This window comes from Clostridium sp. Marseille-Q7071 (assembly GCF_965112025.1).
The window spans coordinates 288,627-307,856 of record NZ_CBCOPR010000001.1; the positions used below are offsets into that span (position 1 = coordinate 288,627).

Annotated in this window: 21 protein-coding genes; 5 read left to right on the top strand and 16 right to left on the bottom strand. The window is 29.2% G+C overall.

All coding sequences use genetic code 11. The features are described 5' to 3' along the window. Window positions 1-10 precede the first annotated feature (10 nt). Genes ACWPW7_RS01315 through ACWPW7_RS01330 form a run of 4 tightly spaced genes read right to left on the bottom strand, consistent with a single transcriptional unit; the run spans window position 11 to window position 4,283 of the window. Window positions 11-607 carry a nucleotidyltransferase family protein gene (locus ACWPW7_RS01315; RefSeq protein WP_454052077.1) on the bottom strand — a complete coding sequence of 199 codons (597 nt, stop codon included), beginning with the start codon at window positions 605-607 and terminating at the stop codon, window positions 11-13. 34 nt (window positions 608-641) lie between these two features. Further along, window positions 642-1,112 carry a (2Fe-2S)-binding protein gene (locus ACWPW7_RS01320; RefSeq protein ID WP_454052078.1) on the bottom strand — a complete coding sequence of 157 codons (471 nt, stop codon included), beginning with the start codon at window positions 1,110-1,112 and terminating at the stop codon, window positions 642-644. Between the two features lie 5 nt (window positions 1,113-1,117). Continuing rightward, window positions 1,118-1,951, bottom strand: coding sequence for an FAD binding domain-containing protein (locus ACWPW7_RS01325; RefSeq protein WP_454052079.1), 834 nt, complete (start codon window positions 1,949-1,951; stop codon window positions 1,118-1,120). After that, window positions 1,938-4,283: a xanthine dehydrogenase family protein molybdopterin-binding subunit gene (locus tag ACWPW7_RS01330; RefSeq protein WP_454052080.1), complete on the bottom strand. Its 2,346-nt coding sequence runs from the start codon at window positions 4,281-4,283 to the stop codon at window positions 1,938-1,940. Before ACWPW7_RS01330 ends, ACWPW7_RS01325 begins: the two co-directional genes overlap by 14 nt. A gap of 436 nt (window positions 4,284-4,719) precedes the next feature. Between ACWPW7_RS01330 and ACWPW7_RS01335 the strand changes: the two genes are divergently transcribed. From ACWPW7_RS01335 to ACWPW7_RS01350, 4 genes are all read left to right on the top strand, one after another. Continuing rightward, on the top strand, window positions 4,720-5,253 hold the full coding sequence (locus tag ACWPW7_RS01335; protein WP_454052081.1) for an RNA polymerase sigma factor: 534 nt from the start codon (window positions 4,720-4,722) through the stop codon (window positions 5,251-5,253). Window positions 5,254-5,268: 15 nt separating this feature from the next. Beyond that, the gene (locus ACWPW7_RS01340) at window positions 5,269-5,499 is read left to right on the top strand and encodes a BhlA/UviB family holin-like peptide (RefSeq protein ID WP_454052082.1); all 231 of its coding nucleotides are present in this window, start codon (window positions 5,269-5,271) and stop codon (window positions 5,497-5,499) included. A gap of 133 nt (window positions 5,500-5,632) precedes the next feature. Continuing rightward, on the top strand, window positions 5,633-6,172 hold the full coding sequence (locus ACWPW7_RS01345; RefSeq protein ID WP_454052083.1) for a helix-turn-helix domain-containing protein: 540 nt from the start codon (window positions 5,633-5,635) through the stop codon (window positions 6,170-6,172). 60 nt (window positions 6,173-6,232) lie between these two features. After that, a complete protein-coding gene (locus ACWPW7_RS01350) occupies window positions 6,233-6,712 on the top strand; it encodes a transposase (protein ID WP_454052084.1) in 480 nt (159 codons plus the stop codon). 755 nt (window positions 6,713-7,467) lie between these two features. Here the strand turns inward: ACWPW7_RS01350 and ACWPW7_RS01355 are convergent. The 11 genes from ACWPW7_RS01355 to ACWPW7_RS01405 form a co-directional block, all read right to left on the bottom strand. Then, entirely contained in the window at window positions 7,468-7,629 is a 162-nt protein-coding gene (locus ACWPW7_RS01355; protein ID WP_454052085.1) for a hypothetical protein, read from the bottom strand. Between the two features lie 508 nt (window positions 7,630-8,137). Next, complete coding sequence (gene upp, locus ACWPW7_RS01360; protein WP_291563401.1) at window positions 8,138-8,767, bottom strand: uracil phosphoribosyltransferase; 630 nt, start codon at window positions 8,765-8,767, stop codon at window positions 8,138-8,140. 12 nt (window positions 8,768-8,779) lie between these two features. Then, window positions 8,780-9,229, bottom strand: a complete 450-nt coding sequence (gene rpiB, locus ACWPW7_RS01365) for a ribose 5-phosphate isomerase B (RefSeq protein ID WP_454052086.1) — start codon at window positions 9,227-9,229, stop codon at window positions 8,780-8,782. Between the two features lie 57 nt (window positions 9,230-9,286). Beyond that, window positions 9,287-9,739 (bottom strand): low molecular weight protein arginine phosphatase, encoded by a 453-nt coding sequence (locus ACWPW7_RS01370; protein WP_454052087.1) that lies wholly within the window; start codon window positions 9,737-9,739, stop codon window positions 9,287-9,289. A gap of 106 nt (window positions 9,740-9,845) precedes the next feature. Then, a complete protein-coding gene (locus tag ACWPW7_RS01375; protein ID WP_454052088.1) occupies window positions 9,846-10,895 on the bottom strand; it encodes an L-threonylcarbamoyladenylate synthase in 1,050 nt (349 codons plus the stop codon). 346 nt (window positions 10,896-11,241) lie between these two features. Next, window positions 11,242-11,967 carry a ZIP family metal transporter gene (locus ACWPW7_RS01380; RefSeq protein WP_454052089.1) on the bottom strand — a complete coding sequence of 242 codons (726 nt, stop codon included), beginning with the start codon at window positions 11,965-11,967 and terminating at the stop codon, window positions 11,242-11,244. Window positions 11,968-12,172: 205 nt separating this feature from the next. Further along, window positions 12,173-12,745 (bottom strand): hypothetical protein, encoded by a 573-nt coding sequence (locus ACWPW7_RS01385; RefSeq protein WP_291563349.1) that lies wholly within the window; start codon window positions 12,743-12,745, stop codon window positions 12,173-12,175. A gap of 195 nt (window positions 12,746-12,940) precedes the next feature. Beyond that, window positions 12,941-14,017, bottom strand: a complete 1,077-nt coding sequence (gene prfA, locus ACWPW7_RS01390; RefSeq protein ID WP_291563347.1) for a peptide chain release factor 1 — start codon at window positions 14,015-14,017, stop codon at window positions 12,941-12,943. 188 nt (window positions 14,018-14,205) lie between these two features. Next, window positions 14,206-15,057, bottom strand: coding sequence for a peptide chain release factor N(5)-glutamine methyltransferase (gene prmC, locus ACWPW7_RS01395; protein ID WP_454052090.1), 852 nt, complete (start codon window positions 15,055-15,057; stop codon window positions 14,206-14,208). Beyond that, window positions 15,032-15,940: a DUF1385 domain-containing protein gene (locus ACWPW7_RS01400; protein WP_291563411.1), complete on the bottom strand. Its 909-nt coding sequence runs from the start codon at window positions 15,938-15,940 to the stop codon at window positions 15,032-15,034. Before ACWPW7_RS01400 ends, prmC begins: the two co-directional genes overlap by 26 nt. Window positions 15,941-16,196: 256 nt before the next feature. Beyond that, a complete protein-coding gene (locus ACWPW7_RS01405) occupies window positions 16,197-16,796 on the bottom strand; it encodes a thymidine kinase (protein ID WP_454052091.1) in 600 nt (199 codons plus the stop codon). Between the two features lie 410 nt (window positions 16,797-17,206). Between ACWPW7_RS01405 and rpmE the strand changes: the two genes are divergently transcribed. After that, on the top strand, window positions 17,207-17,416 hold the full coding sequence (gene rpmE, locus ACWPW7_RS01410) for a 50S ribosomal protein L31 (RefSeq protein ID WP_291563339.1): 210 nt from the start codon (window positions 17,207-17,209) through the stop codon (window positions 17,414-17,416). 140 nt (window positions 17,417-17,556) lie between these two features. Here the strand turns inward: rpmE and rho are convergent, their stop codons facing one another. Further along, the gene (rho, locus tag ACWPW7_RS01415; protein ID WP_454052092.1) at window positions 17,557-19,020 is read right to left on the bottom strand and encodes a transcription termination factor Rho; all 1,464 of its coding nucleotides are present in this window, start codon (window positions 19,018-19,020) and stop codon (window positions 17,557-17,559) included. Window positions 19,021-19,230 lie beyond the last annotated feature (210 nt).

The window sequence follows — 19,230 nt, forward strand, 5'->3', positions numbered from 1 at the left end:
AGTTAATTTTTTAAATTATATCTCTAAAGTTTTGATATCTTTTTTGAAAATATAGAAGAATTTTTTTATAATCTTCCATGGTATCTATATCCATTAATATTCCAGGTTCCTCAACATTTACAGATTTAAAGCCTTTAATATTGATAAACTCTCTTAACGTATTACAATATTTGGACTTTATTAGTTCTTCTATTAGATAACTTTTCATTAATAGTGGATGACCTTTTTTTCCTTTATACATTGGAATAACTATATCTTCATCTAGTTTTAGCATCTGTTTATATATTTCTTTATTAATAATCGGATAATCTCCAGGAATCAAAAAAAATTTCTCCTCTTTAATATTCATTAATCCTTTTTTTACTGAGCTAAACATTCCATCTAAATAATCAGAATTATAGATTAGTTCTACTTTAGGATATTTGTTAAGTATGCCCTCTATTTCTTCTATCCTATTGCCGCCTACTACTATAATTTTAGAACATAAATCATACATTCCATAAATACATCTTTCAATTACAGTCTTTCCACCTATGTCTAATATTAGCTTGTTTGTACCAGCTCTCGTTGATAAACCAGCAGCTAAAATTATTCCCTCAACTTTCATATTTAATTACTTCTTATAAATTCCTTTCTATTTTTTAAACTTTACCATTTAAAATTGATTTTATGGCACTTTCAATTTCTTCATATCCTGTACATCTACATAGATTAGATTCAAGCCATTGTTCTATTACAGTATCATCAGCATTGGGATGAATCTTTGAGAGTGAATGGCAAACCATTAAAAATCCAGAAGTGCAATAACCACATTGAAATCCCCAATTTTCAACAAAGGCTTTTTGAATAGGAGCATCTTTTAGTCCTTCAACAGTAAGAATACTCTTTCCTACAGCTTCCACAGTAAGCATTAGGCAAGCTTTTATGGGCCAATTATCTACCAGAACAGTACAAGTACCACAATCTCCATTTTCACAACCAGGTTTTACACTAGTAAGGCCAAGTTCTTGACGTAAAGTATGTAATAAAATATCCGAAGGCTTAGCAATTACTTGCCTATCTTCTCCGTTTATATTCAGTGTTAAAACAGTATTATTTAATATCTGAAGCATTTTTACTAACCCTCCTTAAACTCTTCTAATACTTCACATAGCATTGTATGAAGCATAAACTTTCTATACTCAGAAGAACCACCAAGATCATTTATTATACTATCAGATATGTTATTAATAATTTTATTTATTCTTTCATTTGTAGAAATCAAGTTATTATTTAAAATGTCTTCTATTAGGTAATTTCTAAATGGATATTCGCGTAATCCACTAAAAGCAATATTAATTCTATTATTATTTTTTAATGCTGCTATTGTAATTAAAGGATAGTCTATCTTTTCATTTTTTGTTCTTTTTACATGTATGCACGGAAGCGAAAGAAATTTAGATTTTATAATTACTTGTACAATAAGCTCCCCTTTAGCAAGTTCAATTCTTTTATTAAATATGTCTTTTAGAGGAATACGCCTTTTTCCACTAATACTTGCTACTACTATCTCACTGTCCGATACCATAAGAGGTAGTATAGCTTCTTTATATATAATAGTTCCAGCTAAGTTTCCTCCTAATGTTATCTTATCCTGTATTGTATGGTCAGCTATCCTTTTAACTGTCAAACTAAGTAATGGAAAAAGATTTGATTCTGCAATATTAGTAAGTGTTACAGCAGAACCAATTATTAATTCGTCATTTTTCAATTCTTGTTTATTACATTCTAAAATACCTTTAATATCAATGACTGCTCCTGCATATACATTATGCACTCTTGCCATGCTAATAAATTCAGTTCCTCCACCATAATATATTGGTTCTTTCCCTATAGAATTTAATTTATGAAATAAATTAGCAGCTTCTTCTACGGTTTCTGGTTTATAATATTCAAAATCAAAGGGGATCATATTTACCTCCAGTCTCAGTTTTCCATATTAATTCAGGCGATATTGGCAATTTATCAAAATCTGATTGTGCTGCTAATGATATAGCATTAGCAAAAGCAGCTGATATTCCTAGAATGCCATGCTCTCCCATACCACGAGCGCCAAAAGGAGCATCTACTTGAGGAGTTTCTACAAAGTCGACTATATATTTAGGATTTTGCCCATAATGAATTGGTTTATAAGTTCGTAAAGAAGTATTTTCTAATATCCCAGCATCATTGTATAAAAGTTCTTCTCTAGTAGCTAATCCTAGCCCCATACTCATACCACCCATTATAAGTCCTCTAGCAGTTTTAGGATTAATTACCTTACCTACATCAATAACAGTTGCGGCTTTTAATAATTTATAAGTGTATTTTTTAGGATCATATTCTATTTCTACAGCTTGAGCACCTACAGTCCACGATACTCCTGACTTACCTTTTCCTGTCTCTTTATCTAATTTGGTCAAGTGCTTCATAATATAACTACCGCGTCCAATCATTTGCCCTCCTATAGATGTCCCTCCAGGATATTCATATCCGTAAACTAAATCTTTAAATGATACATATATTTCAGGATCATCTCTTAAATATACCTTTTCATTTTCAACCTCTAAATCTTTTGGAGTACATTTAAGTACTATAGCTCCAAGTTCGCGTAATTGTTGCATTAAATCTTCTGCAGCATCAATAACTGCATTTCCTATCATAAAAGTTGTCATACTTGCAACTGTCTTCCAATGCTTAGGTGAAGTTTGAGTATCTACGTTCATAACTACGTAAACTTTGTTTATATCCATTTTCATCTTTTCTGCAAATATCTGAGCTACGGTAGTTTTCATTCCAGGTCCAATTTCCACAGCGGAGAAATTAAGATTTACACTACCATCAGTATTTAGAGTAATAATAACACCAGATGAGGCGTTGGTTGGCGAGGTAGATGTTTTCCAAAAACAGCTCACTCCTTTAGTTCTTATCATACCGTTACTTAACTCTACCCTTGTACCTTCCTGCCAATTAATTACCTCTTTTAATTTTGATATACAACTTACTAAGTTACCTGTATTACTTAGTGTTATTTTATCTTGTGTTGGTGAAGAACTTCCAGAATATATAGCATTTTTCATTCTCAATTCTAAAGGATCTACTCCTATTGAAGCTGCTACTTTGTCTAAGATTCTCTCAATACAAAAAGTGAACTCTGCGTGGCCGAAGCCTCTATAAGATGTAACATACGTATGATTAGTATATACTGTGAGTGCATCACACCATACATTTTCAATATTATATGGACCACTACAATCAACAGCTATTGCTTTTGCCATACGTGGACCAGTATCAGCATAAGCACCACAATCTACATGGTAAGTACACTCTAATGCTTTTATTAAACCATCTTTAGTAGTGCCTATTTTAAGTTTAGCTTCAATTCCTATTTTAGATGGTGATGTAGTTATATCTTCTTCTCGAGAGTTAGCTATTTTAACCCTCCTTCCTCCAACAGCTTTTGAAGCAAGATATGCTATAAATTCAAGCTGAACAGTAGCTTTTCCACCGAAAGCTCCTCCAACTAAAGGAACTCGAACAATAATATTACCTTCCGGTATATTATAAAGTTTACTTAATCTCTTTTTTACTGAAAAAGGTGCTTGAGAAGATGTATATATTATTACATTTCCATCAGGTAGTATTTGAGCTTTAGCATTTCGAGTTTCCATAGCAATATGGTCAGATTGTGGAAGTGAAAAACTTGATTCTATAATGACATCGCTTTCTTCCCATCCTACACTCATATTTCCTTTTCTAATCTTCACATGGTCAGCAATATTTGAATTAAGCTGAGGATATACATCATCAACTGGACAGTGGTATTGTCCCAGATTTTCATGTATTAATGTAGCAGATGGTTTTATAGAATCACCTATTGAATTTACTACAGGTAATGGCTCATAAACAACTTTTATAAGCTTTACAGCTTTCATTGCCTCTTCCTCACTATTTGCTACTACCACAGCTACTGGCTCACCAAAATATCTTACTTTATCTTTTGCAATAGGAGGCCTGTCTTCAATTACAGAACCATTTAGTACAGGATAATACTCACCAGTGATTACAGCTTGAACGCCAGTAACTTTTGATGCTTCTGAAGTATCAATTGATTTTATAATGGCATGAGCATGAGAACTTGTGAGCATTTTAGCATGCAAAATATTAGGAGTTGTTGTATCATCATTATATTTTGCAGCACCAGTAACTTTATCCCAGGCTTCTTTTCTAGGGGTATTTACTCCAATTCTCGATATATACTCCATGTGATTCTCTCCTTTATATAAATCTTTAATAAATAAAATTCCACTTATATTAAAATAGTTTTTCCACATTTATCTATGATATTCATAAATGAAGGAAATCCATTAAAAGGCCTCAGTAGCATAAGGGTAATATTGTTAATAACTTTAATATAAATTTAAAAAATATTTTCTAAATTAATACCAAAGTTATTAATTTTTTTATGAATATAACGCTTGTTATATTCATAAATTTTCTATATTTTATTTGATTTTGTGACACTTTATTAACTATCTATTAATCTTTTTTTACAAATAAGAAATAATATTTTGTATATTATTGGTAGTATTTGTAATTTAATTTCATTTTTTGTTTTAAAAAACTTTGATTGAAAACAGTTACAAAATTCCTCTTTATTACTCTTTTATTTTAAAAGACTATAAAGTAGGTGAATAAATTATGAACAACAATCTATGCGAATTATTAAGGCAATGTAAAAATAGGGATTCTAAATGTATTTTAGAAATAATTAACAAGTTTAGTCCCCTAATAAGAAAGTACAGTAACTTGTTAAACTATGATGATGCTGAACAAGATCTAATAGTAGCTCTTATTGAAATAGTATACAAGCTCCCATTAAGCACAATTTCCAGCAAATCTCCTGATAAATACATTGTATCTTACATTCATTCCTCATTAAAAAATAAGTATATATACTTATCTAAAAAACAATCGATTTTATTAAAAGAAAGTGATGAGTTAAACTTAACTATATGTGAAGATCCTATAATGTCATATGACTTACATAATTCTATTTTTATAAAGGATTTACTAAGTCAAGTTACTGAATTGCAAAAAAACATATTAATATTAAAATTTATACAAAACTATAGTGAAATTGAAATTTCTAATATTTTGGAGATATCTAGGCAATCTGTAAATAGAGCTAAAAATAGAGCTTTAGTAACATTAAGAAAGTATTTAAGTGCATAAAATAGGAGGTTAAAAATGGATGATTTTATAAAATTAGCTTCAACACAAGGAATATGGAGTGCTTTAAGCATAGTTCTTATTTTTTATATATTAAAAATGCAAGAGAAAAGAGATTTGAGACAAGAAGAGCGGGAAAAAAGTTATAAGGAGATAATTTCTAAATTGACAGATAAATTGAACATAGTTGAAGATGTAAAAAAAGATGTAGAGGAAATTAAAAATCATGTATTTAAAAAAAATAAATGAAAGATAATTTTATTCTAAAGAAAATTGTTATATAACTCATTGATATTATAGATATACCAGTTCCAACTTTAATGTATCAAAAATATAAATTGTCCTAATAATAACTATAATCAAATGCCAAGGAGAGGTTATTATGGAAAGGAAACAAACTCAAGTAGCTACATTACACAATCATACTTTAGAAAATTTAATTAAATTAGAGCAAGAACATACTAGTAAATATTCTCGTAGAGCTCTTCGAGCTGTAATTATGAGCTATCAAGGTATTCATCTAGACGATATAGAAAGAATCTTAAATGTTTCAAGAGTTACACTTTTAACCTATATAAAATCTTGGAACAAGAATGGACTTGATTCTATTGAAGATGGTCGTGGTGGTTCTGAAAGCTCATTTACTAATGAAATGTTAGATGAAATTAGAATGATTTTAACAACTAAAGACCCTAGAGAATTCGGTTTCATTTCATCAGTATGGAGTATTGACCGCGTAAGAGAATATGTTGATAAAAAATTTGGTAGGCTATACTCCTATGAAAGAACAAGACAAATAATGATAGAACTTGGTTTTTCATATAAACGTGGAGAATACCATCCTACTTTAGCAGATCCTCAAAAGCAAATAGCTTTTAAAAAAAATGCGCAAGATACTCCGTATTGTAGAAAGCTCTTCTAATAAACTCTTATATGCAGCAGATGAAACTGCTATCAAAATAGAGGCTAATAATAGAAAAAGTTGGAGCCCTATAGGTCATCCCCTCTAATCGAAAAAAACGGGTTAAAAGATGGCTTAAAACTTATAGGTGCTACAGAACTTTCTAAAAAGTATGATTCAATTGTAGATGCATATCCTTATAATACTTCAATAACTTCAGACAATTTCATAGCATTTTTACAACATTTATTAGATTTAAATGAAAATAAAAAGATATATATGATATTAGACAATGCTAGAATTCATAAATCTAAAACAGTTGAAGCATTTCAGATAAGTAATAAAAAATATTTAGAGTTAATCTATCTTCCACCATATTCTCCTGAACTAAATCCTCAAGAAAATGTGTGGAATAGATATAAATCTTGTATACATACTTATCTATCTAAAGGTTCTAAAGATGTTTTGTACAATGAAACAGCTAATTTTTATGAAGTTTTCAATAAAAATCTTGAAGGTATAAAATCCTTGGTAAATCCTAGCAAGTATTACGCTGAATAATTTAAGTTTTGACTTGGTATATCTATAGAACTATATATACCAGTTCCAAATTTAATCTATGAATTCATAAAATTGTGCTATTAAATTATTTGAGTTTACATTAATATGAAATTGAGAATTGACGATTGACAATGGACAATTATTGATACTTCTCTTTTATAAGAGAAGTTCTCAATTGATTTCTTTTCATGTGGCACAGTTACTTGTATTAAAAAAATCTATTAAAGAAATTAGTTTGATCAAAACTAATTTCCACCACAATTCTCCATTGAATAAAGTTTATCTATAAAAAAACATATGAATATCCAATAACATTTTTTTATAAAATAAAAACTATTGTTATAAATCAAGATACCACGTTAATAATCTATATATTAACATGGTATCTTGTGATATATCTTATTTATATACTATCTTTAAAATAAAAATGCTAATATATAAACTTCTTCTTTATATAAATAAAATGTCTCAAAAATTACATAATACATATTTATCATATGGTAAATAAGATGTTTATAAAAGAATAAAAAAGCAATTCTTTAACAAATTACTCTTTCAATTAGGCTACGTAAAATATATATTGGATATATTTATTAATGATTTTTCACAGTAATTTTATTGCCTACTTTTACTATTTCTGCAGTTCCTATAATATTTTTATAGTTATTATTGATAACAAATTTTACTCCATCCTGTTCTACTATTAAATCATTTTCTTTTTGTTCATCCAGAACAACATCGAATTTACTCCCACTTCAGCAGAAGCCAATAGCTACAAGTCTTATAGCAGTTTTATTTTGCTTGTTTAAAAGCATCATAACGTCATTTAATACTGTAGGTGATATTATAATATTAAAGTTTGACTTTTTCTCTTTTTGTACTTCTTTACTTCTTTTTAAAAATGAAAATATCCCCATTTTATACCTCCGTATATATAGATAAACTACTTTAAAAATTAATGTATAGCTCAATATAGCTACATCCTTAAGTATTTCAATTCACAATGCAAAATTCACAATTCTGGTGGAAATTAATTCTTTATGAATTAATTTCTTAAACTGATTTTTAACTAATACTTGGAGAAGCTACAACTATTAGTTAGTTACTGCGTAACTTCAAAAATAAATAATTTTAAATTTCTCAGCTTTTGCTGAGAAATATCCACAATTGTGAATTATGAATTGAAAAAAGTTGTGAATTTAATAGTTCTAATTATAATACTAAAAGCATCAATTATTTTTACTTTTCTCATTCTAATAATTATTATAAAGAATAGATGTGGAGATGTTATGAAGATGGCATTATCACAGAAGCTAAAAATACCATAATAGGTATAAATTATATGAAAGAAATAATGAAATAAAAATAATAAAACAAAAACTGCTGGCATATTTATCTTGCCAACAGTTTATTAATTATAATTAACTATTTTGTTCCGAAAAGTCTATCTCCTGCGTCTCCAAGACCTGGTACTATGTATCCTCTATCGTTTAATTTTTCATCAAGTCCTGCTAGATATATATCAACCTCTGGATGAGCTTTGTGAACAGCTTCTACTCCTTCTGGTGAAGCAACTAAGCACATAAGTCTTATATTCTTAGCTCCTCTTTTCTTTAATGCAGAAATTGCATCTATAGCTGAACCACCAGTAGCTAGCATTGGATCTGTTACAATTACATCTCTTTCCTCTATATCCTGCGGTAATTTGCAGAAATACTCTACTGGCATTAATGTTTCTTCATCTCTATACATTCCTATATGACCTACTTTAGCAGCTGGTATAAGTTTAAGCATTCCATCAACCATACCTAATCCTGCTCTTAATATTGGAACTATCGCAAGCTTCTTTCCCGAAAGCATTTTACAAGTTGTTTTACATATTGGAGTTTCTATCTCAACATCTTCAACTTGTATGTCACGAGTAACCTCATAAGCCATAAGCATAGCTATTTCTTCAACTAGCTCTCTAAAGTCCTTCGCACCTGTATTTTTATCTCTTATAATAGCTAATTTGTGTTGTATTAATGGATGTGTTATTTGTATTACTTTACTCATGAATTTTGCCTCCTACTTGTTGTATTTTTTTTCTATTTCTGTAATTTTATCAATTCTGTTTTGATGACGATTGCCTTCAAATTTAGCATCTAAGAAAGTATCAACTATATCAAGAGCTAAGCCCTTGCCAACAACTCTTTCCCCTAAAGCTAATATATTTGCATTATTATGCTCTCTTGTTGCATGAGCACTAAAAGTATCACTACAAAGAGCTGCTCTTATTCCTGAAACCTTATTTGCAGCTATACTTATTCCTATACCTGTACCACAAATTAATATTCCAAAATCAAAGTTTTTAGCTGCTACTTCCTCAGCTACTTTTAATGCGTAATCTGGATAGTCACAAGAGTCTGATGTGTTAGTTCCAAAGTCCTGCAATTCATGTCCCTTAGCTTGTAAATGCTTTATGATTTCATTTTTTAAGCCTAATCCACCATGATCACTACCTAATGCTATTCTCATATTTGCACCTCCGAACTTCATTGTTTTCTATTTATTATTATAAAAAAAAGATATTAGTTAAATACTAGTATCTTTTTTTATTTTCTCAATAAGTAATAGAACATTCTCCTCTAATTCATTAAAGGTTTTAGAATATATGTCAATATCTCCTCCAAAAGGATCAATTACATCTCCTGACTTTCCTATATACTCATTGAAGGTAAATACCCTGTCGCTAAACTGCGGTACCTCCGTAGTCAAATAAGTTTTCATATAGGTTGTCATAGTTAAAACTAAGTCAGCTTGTTCTAATATATCAATATTCAATTGAACTGCATCTCTACTACTAATATCAATGTTATACTTATCTTTCAAAAGATTTGAGGTATGTATTGAGGTTTTAGAAGAAGGATTAATAAATAAACCTGCTGAAATTGCAGATACATTTTCTAATTTGCAATGATGATTGAAAAGCGCTTCTGCCATATTACTTCTACAGGTATTTCCTGTACATATAAATAATATCTTCATAATTACTCCTCCTTTTAAAATTTATATAATCATACTAAATAATCTTAAAGTAAGTCAAAAGTTCGCTATAACTTTTATTCTTACCCTTTAATCTCAATTCTTTTAATCATAGATTTATTATATCAAAACCAGCACTTTTGTTTAATCTATTCATTATTGCAAGGCCTACACCTTCTTCTGTAAATGCCTCACAAAGTATAACATCAACATCACTATGATCAAAACTTCTTAAAACTTTAAATAGGTTTTTTGCTACATCCTCTAAATTTTTTCTACTTCCTAAAGATACCACGGTACCTAGCTTATAATTTTCTATAGTTTCATCTGTAGCTATTACTCCTACCTTTTTATTATTTTCTATATAATTTAACATCATTTCGTTGATTTTTGCAATAGTTTTTTTAATATCTCCATTAAATACCTTTACTGGAGCCTTAGGTGCATAGTGTCTATACTTCATTCCTGGCGCTTTAGGCTTAAATTCTTTTGTAGGTTTTGAAGTTATAGTAGGATCTATATAAACATCTTTATCAATCTCTCTAAGCATTTCTATAGTTATACCACCTGGTCTTAGTATACAAAGTGGTGATGATGTACAATCTATAATAGTAGATTCTAAACCTACTTCACTTCTATTGCCACCTAAAATGTAATTAACCTTCCCACCTAAATCTTCTATACAACTCTCTAAATCAGTAGGACTAGGTCTACCTGAAATATTAGCAGAAGGTGCTGCTATAGGAGTATTAGATGCCTTTATAAGCTCAAGTGCTATTTTGTTTGATGGCATTCTTATGCCTATGGTTGGAAGGTTTGCACTTGTAGTCTCTGGAATTATATCACTTTTTTCAAATATTATAGTTATTGGCCCTGGCCAAAACTTATTCATTATTTTTTTAGCAACCTCTGGCACATTTTTGACATAAGGAGATATATCAAAATCTGCTACATGAACAATAAGAGGATTATCTTGAGGACGGCCTTTAGCAATAAATATCTTTTTTACTGCTTCACTATCTAATGCATTTGCCCCTAATCCATATACAGTTTCTGTAGGAAAAACTACAGTTCCTCCATCTTTTATCACATTTCCTGCTTCCCTTATTATATCTTTATCTATATTTTCTTCAACTAAATTCGCAACCTTTGTTTCCATATATTTATTCTCCTAAATTTTCTATTGTTTAAGGCATCTAAAAGAAAATAATAAATCAAAGATGTAAGTCTATTTTACATCAGACAAGGCGTCAGGCTCTGCTCATAGTGGTGCTATGGTCAGGTTCTGACAACGCAGTATGATGGAAAATAGGCTAACATACTGGTCTATTATTTTTTTGAAGGTACCTTAGGCATCTGAAAGAAAATAATAAGTTAAAGGTGTTAGTCTATTTTATATCATACAAGGCATCAAGCTTCACTCATAGTAGTGCTATGGGCGGTTCTGTGAGCGTAGCATGATATAAAATAGGCTAACATACTGGCTTGTTATTTTTTGAAGATGTCTAAATTACATTTAACATTATAAATCCTAAAACTATACCACTAAGTATTGATAAAGTAGTAGTAAAATCATCTGTTAGTTCATTACTTTCTGGCAACATTTGGCCAAAAATAACATAAAGCATTACACCACTAGCAAAAGCTAGGCACTTTCCTAATATTGCTTGTGAAATGGTTCCTAAGATAATTCCTAGCCATGCCCCTATAGCTGTTGGCAATGCAACTAAAAAAGCGTAGAACAATATTTTAGAAGGCTTAACTCCTGAAATAATAAGAGGAGTCGCCATAGCAAGTCCTTCAGGCATATCATGGATTGAAATCAATATACTCATCTTTATACCTAAATCTGCTTCTTTTAAAAAACCAAATCCCATAATAAGCCCTTCTGGAAAATTATGAAGCATAATACCTAATGCCATTAAAAAAGCAACTTTCATATGTGTATCTTTATGAAGGCTTGTTTCCTTACTTAGCATATCCGTTAATAATATAATTATTATGCCAAACAAAACAAACAACAATGTATTAATAAATCCATTATAATTTAAAGCTTCTGGTATTAGCTCTAAAAAAACTATGGATACCATAATACCTGTAGCTACTCCTAAAATTGTTCCCATCAATTTTTTAGAAGGATTCTTTATAAAGACTCCTAGTGCTGCACCTAAAAGTGTTCCCGCAAGCGATACTAAAGCAGAAAATAAACCTACATAAATTACAGTTTTCATGTGTGTCCCCCTAACCTCATGACAATTAATAATTTACGATTACTAATACCTTGTTTATAATGTATCTTTAAAAGTACTTAGTTAGTATATTAGTCTATTTTAGACCCTAATATAAAAATACAAATTAGATTTTTAAATGTAAACTATAAACCATCATTACCAATTCTATTACTATCAATTTATTTTAGGTTAGGGAAATTTATTCTTATCTTCTGCATTCTTTTATTATTTCTACTGCACTGTCAGTGAAAATTGCATTTACACACATCTTATATAAATACTCAAGTAAAATATACTTTTTAATTCCACCCTTTCTAATTATAAAGTAGAAATAGGGGTCTTCCTCTAGCAATCTTACCCTACTATAGTATTTTGCTACTGTACGTTGTTTTCGCAAAAATTTAGGGCCTATTTGATAAATCCTTTTATTTCTAAATTTTGATTTGGTTATAATCATAATATTAAAATATTTATCACTAGGAATAGCATGAACTATTGCAATCTTATCTATTATGATGTTATATTTATTTTTTAATATTCCTGTCTCAATAAAAAGCCTATCATCTTTTTGTTCAAACTCTAAATAATTTTCATTATATCTTATTAACATAGCTTGAAATATTAAAAATTCCGTTACTAATAAATATATAATAAAAAATATATTGAACTTTTTAGAGTAAAATAATACCACTGGTAATAAAATGAAAATAAAGCCCATAGACAGCATAAACCTTTTATAAGATTTTTTTTGCTTCTTAAGAGCTTTATTTATGTCCATAATCTCACACTCCATAATAATAAATTAATTTAGCTAATTAAAACATAACAATTTAATAAACATATTGTTATCAATATTCTATTATATAAACATTAAATTAACTCTAAAATAGTTATTTATAATACTATATAATAGTAAGTTAAAATATCCTTCATAAATACTACATAGTTATTTTTTCAAGATATCTAATTATATTTAATTATTATTTCCCATTGCTTTCATTTTTTCTGCTTGGTCAGTTGTGATTAATCCATCTAACATCTCGTCTATATCTCCATCAAGGAACGCTTCTAATTTATATAGTGTTAAACCTATTCTATGATCTGTTACTCTTCCTTGAGGATAATTATAAGTTCTAATTCTTTCACTTCTATCCCCTGTACCAACTTGACTTTTTCTGTCTTCAGCTATACCCGCAAGTCTTTCAGCTTCTGCTGCTTCAAATAATCTAGCTCTTAATATTTTAAGTGCTTTTTCTTTATTTTTAAGCTGAGATTTTTCATCTTGGCATGATACTACAAGCCCTGTTGGTAAGTGAGTCATTCTTACTGCTGAGTCAGTGGTATTAACGCATTGCCCACCGTTTCCTGATGCTCTAAATACATCTACTCTTATATCATTCATATTAATTTCAAGATCAACATCATCAACTTCAGGAAGTACTGCAACAGTAGCTGTTGATGTATGAATTCTTCCACTTGACTCTGTATCTGGAACTCTTTGTACTCTGTGAACTCCGCTTTCGTACTTAAGCTTACTATAAGCCTTGTCACCTTTAACCATGAATACAATCTCTTTGAAACCACCAATATCAGTTTCATTTGCACTCATTACTTCAACTTTCCATCTATTTCTTTCAGCATATCTTGTATACATTCTAAAAAGATTTGCAGCAAATAGTGCAGCTTCGTCTCCACCAGCTCCTCCTCTTATTTCTATAAACACGTTTTTATCATCATTAGGATCCTTAGGTAATAATAAAATTCTTAGTTCTTCTCTTAATGCTTCTATTGATTCATTAAGTTCTTTTATTTCTTCTTGAATCATCTCTCTCATTTCTCTATCTGATTCTTCATTTAACATTTCTTTATTAGTATCTAAATCTTCTAAAGAGGTTTTATATTGTCTATATTTTGTTACAACAGCTTCAAGATCAGAATGTTCCTTACAAAGCTTTTGCCATTCTTTTTGGTTAGCCATAACAGATGGGTCACTTATTTTGTTTGAAAGTTCATCATACTTGTTTTCAATAAAATCCAATCTATCTAACATAAAATTATCACTCCGTATAATCAATTTAAATTTATCTAAAATCTAGTTTAATTTATCGTAAACACTTACATACTATTATTCTACATCATATCATTATACCAATAAAATAATTTGTTTGCAATTTGTGAAATAAAAATTTCACTGTGATATCTTAAGTAAAATAATTAGCAAAACATACTAGAAGTTCTCTAAAATATTTGACCAATTACAACCCTATCATTTTGGTATAAATCTTTTAAAGAATAGATATTTTCAAACCCATTTTCCTTTAAAATTTTTATCACTGCTTCTTTCTGGTCATGACCTATTTCAAAGGCTAAATATCCTCCACTTTTTAAAGTATATTTACTTCCTAAAGTAATTGTTCTATAAAAATCTAAACCATCATCTCCACCATCTAATGCTAAATGAGGTTCATAATTTTTAACATCCTCCATTAAAGCTTCAATTTCATCCTTTCTTATATAAGGTGGATTAGAAACTATCATATCAAAGTTTTTCTTTTCTTCTATTCCTTTATTTAATAAATTACTATAGTAAACCTTACATCGCTCTCTTACCCCTAACTTTTCTATATTCTTTTCTGCTACTTCTAACGCTACGTCGCTTATATCATAAAGAATAACATTTGAATTACTTATGTAATGTGCAATAGAAATTCCTATTGCACCACTGCCTGAACAAACATCACATATATATTTAAGATTATTTTCTTTTATAATTTTTATACATTCTTCTACTAATGTTTCCGTGTCTGGTCTTGGAATTAAAACCCCTTCCTTAACATGAAAATCTAACCCCATAAATTCTGAACTTTCTAGTATGTATTTTATAGGCATTTTTTCACTTCTAAGTTTTATAAGAGATAAAAATTCTTCTTCATCTTCTTTAGAGACCTCAATATCCCTATTCATCATTATATACAGTTTTTCTACCTTCAAAACATGGCAAAGTAAAAGATTAGTATCTATCATGTAACTTTCAATTTGATTATCTTTTAATATTTCATAACCTTTAGTTAATAATGCTGCTATTTTCATAAGCTACCTCATCTAATACTTTATCTTCTATTCCTTCTGCTTCCTTTAGAGCTTTTATTGCTACCTCTATCATTTCTAAATCTGGCTCTTTAGTAGTTAGATGTTGAAGCATAAGTCCTGGTTTTGCAATAATTCTTGATAACTTACTTTCACTTTTCCCCAAAAATCTTATAATTTCATAAGTTACACCAGATACTATAGGAAGCAATAATAGTCTAGAAATAATTCTTTGTGATATTGATTGCCAACCTGTTAATGAAAATATTAATATACTTATAATCATAACTAGAAATAAAAAATTTGTTCCACATCTTGGATGTAATCTACTAAATTTTTTAGCATTTTCTGGTGTCAACTCTTCTCCACTTTCATAGCAGGCAATTGACTTATGTTCTGCACCATGATACATGTAAACCCTTTGTATATCCTTCATTTTTCCTATTGCAACAATATATATAAAAAATATAGTTACTCTTATTATTCCTTCTACTATATTTAATATTAGAGGAGTATCTTTTATATAGTTTTTGGTAACATTAGCTAAGAAGGTTGGGAGTATAAAAAATAATAGTGTTGCAAACCCAAGAGATATTATCAATGAAATTCCAAGTATTATATCCTGTCCTTTATCCTTAAAGGTTCTTTCAAACCATTTATCAAATTTACTTTCTTCCTCTTCTTCTGTTTCAAATAATGATGCTGAATAGTTAAGGCTTTTTATTCCTATAATTAAAGATTCAATTAAAGATACAAATCCCCTTATTATAGGTAGAGATAATAGCTTATTTTTTTTGGTATTACTTACATAACTTTCACTTTCAACTTTAATTTCTCCGTTAGTAACCCTCACAGCAGTAGCTATGCCTTTAGCTCCTCTCATCATAACTCCTTCTATTACAGCTTGCCCTCCTACGGAAGTCTTTCTTTTTTTTAAACTTAAATCCTTATTCACATAAACACCTACCTACCTAATTATTTGCTTCATTTTAAAATATTTAGATTATTTTATAGAATTAAGATTTTACCATACAGTATGATATAAAATGTACTAGAATATCAACTAATTATTTTTAAGATATCCTATTTTAAAAAATCAATTTAATATCTCAAGTTTAAATATGCTTCTAATGGATATTTAATTATTTTTCTCTCTCATACTTATCTTTATATTCAAAATAACATTTTGGGCAAAGCGCCTCATATTCTACATTATCTTCTTTATCTATAGCAATCTGTTCACCTTCAAAAACAAACTTTCCATTAATCATTCTTCCATTTAATAGAGCTTTCTTACCACAATTACAAATAGTCTTTAATTCTTCCAAACTATGTGCTAAAAGTAATAATCTCTCACTTCCTTCAAAGCCTCTCATTTGGAAATCCGTTCTTAATCCATAGCATATAGTTGGTATATTCATTTTAACTGCAATCTCAAAAAGTTCATCAATTTGTTTAGCCTTAAAAAATTGTACCTCATCTCCTAAGATACAATCTATAGGACCATTTTCTTCTATATATCTACCTATTTCATCATATAAATTTACATCGCCTGGTACCCAAATGTCTGCTTCTCTTGTAACACCTAATCGTGAAACTACCTTATTTCCTCCTTTAGTATCAGTTTTAGGTTTTACTATAAGTACTTTCATACCTCTCTCTTCATAATTATGAGCTACCTGTAATAAGTTTGTTGATTTTCCACAATTCATAGCACCATATCTAAAATAAAGTTTGCTCATTATAATTACCTCCACTTTTTAACACAAAAACATAACTATACAGTTTATTAGCGAAAATTTAACTTATACATCATTTTAAATTTCTTAAAAAATTCTTATTTATGAATTGAAAATTAAGAATGAAAAATACGAGTTACGGCTAGAACTCCATCGTCAAAGCCTTTGGAGTTTTCTTAATAAATTTTATTTTAAGTTTTCACATTGAATCTCTATATATTATGATGTTTTCACTATTACAAAATCGTATAATTTATTTTAATCCATAATTGATTGTAAATCAAATTAAGCTTTAATAAAAATTGTTGGAAATTTCTACACTAGGCTCTAAATTTATTGACTTAAAGTTTTAAATTATGCTATAATCAAGTAGTTGACAATACGGGTAAGTATGTTCGAAAGAGGTGAAGATAATGAGAGAAGGAATACATCCAAATTACAATCATGATACAGTAGTTAAATGTGCTTGCGGAAACACTTTTACAACTGGTTCAGTAAAAGATGAACTAAAAGTTGAAATCTGTTCAAAATGTCATCCATTCTACACTGGAAAACAAAAGATTGTTGATGCTGGTGGAAGAGTTGATAAATTCATGAAAAAATTCAACATTAAAAGCGAATAGTAATGAATATATAAGGCAAGAAAATGTAATTTCTTGCTTTTATTTTTTTATGGACAAACTTATATATAAAAGTCGTGATAAGCTATCACGACTTTTTATTTCATAATGTAATGGACAATTTTTAATTGTTAAGATTCTATTTATTGTTTTAATAAATCTGTATTTTTACTTAGAATATCAAAAAAATCTTTATTGCTCTTAGTTTTCGATAGAAGATTTATAAGCTTTTCAGTTACTGCTTGGGAATTCCCCTCATTATACATAAGCTTTCTAATACTATATGTAATCTCTAATTCTAATTTATTTAATAATAAATCTTCTCTACGAGTTCCTGACTTATATATATCTATAGCAGGAAATATCCTTCTTTCTTGAAGAATTCTATCTAAATGAACTTCCATATTTCCTGTACCTTTAAATTCTTCGAAAATCATATCATCCATTCTACTTCCTGTTTCCACTAATGCCGTTGCAAGTATAGTTAAACTTCCACCTTCTTCAACATTTCTAGCTGCACCAAAGAATTTTTTTGGCATTAAAAGAGCCCCAGTATCTAGTCCTCCAGATAAGGTTCTTCCTGTTCTTGTTATTGTAAGGTTATACGCTCTTGCAAGTCTTGTTAAACTATCTAACAATATTACAACATCCTGCCCCTGTTCAACCATCCTTTTTGCTCTTTCAAGTACCATATATGCTACTTTAGCATGATGTTCTGGCTCTTCATCAAAAGTTGAGTAAATAACATCTCCATGAATACATCTTTGCATGTCCGTAACTTCTTCTGGTCTTTCATCTATCAGTAAAACTATTAATTTGGTTTCTGGGTGATTTGTGGATATGCTTTGAGCAATTTTCTTTAAAAGAGTCGTTTTACCTGCTTTAGGTGGAGCAACTATAACTCCTCTTTGCCCTTTTCCGATTGGCGATATGATATCCATAAGTCTGGAAGATAAATCATTAGAATTGGTTTCAAGTTTGATTCTTTCTGTTGGATATATTGGAATAAGCTTTTCAAAAGATGTTCTTCTAGAAGCTTTTTCTGGATTTTCCCCATTAATACTTTGAACAAACAATAACGCTTTATATTTTTCGCCTTCTTTTGGTATTCTGACTTTTCCTTCTACTTCATCTCCAGTTTTTAAATTGAATCTTCTAATTTGCGATAGTGATACATATATATCATCTGGTCCACTTAAGTAATTGTTGGACCTTAATAATCCAAAATTTCCGTTATCACTTATCTCCAATACACCTTTTGCTGTGTCTGATTCATTTATTAACTCTCTAAGTCTCTCTTTTTTCTCTTGAACTGTTTCAATTTTTTCTTCCTCAAAATCTGTAGAATCTTCTTCTCTTTGAAGTTCCTTATTAGTTACTTCTACTTTACTATATTCAGGTTCTACTATTTCTTGTTCAATTTTATTTTCCTTGGGACTAATTCTCTCTCTTAAAATAATTCCCGATTTTTCTATTGATACTGGCGACACTTTTTTTATTTCTTGTATAAGTTCAGCTTTTTTAAACTTAGAAATATTTTTTATACCCAAGCTCTTTGCAAGTTCCTTAAGCTCGCTAAGATTCATTTCATCTAAGTCCTTACTCATGAGAATTTCCACCTCCGAATTCTTAAATTATCTATTTTAAGTACAAAATTATTCTCTATGATACATATGTAAATATTGTTAGGTTAAATTATATCCTATTTAAAGAGTTTTATCCATATTTTTCAAGAAATAATTGGAATACTTTTAATATGTATTATAAATACTTCATGTTTTATGTATTTCTAAAAAACAGCAACTATTAGTAAGGTT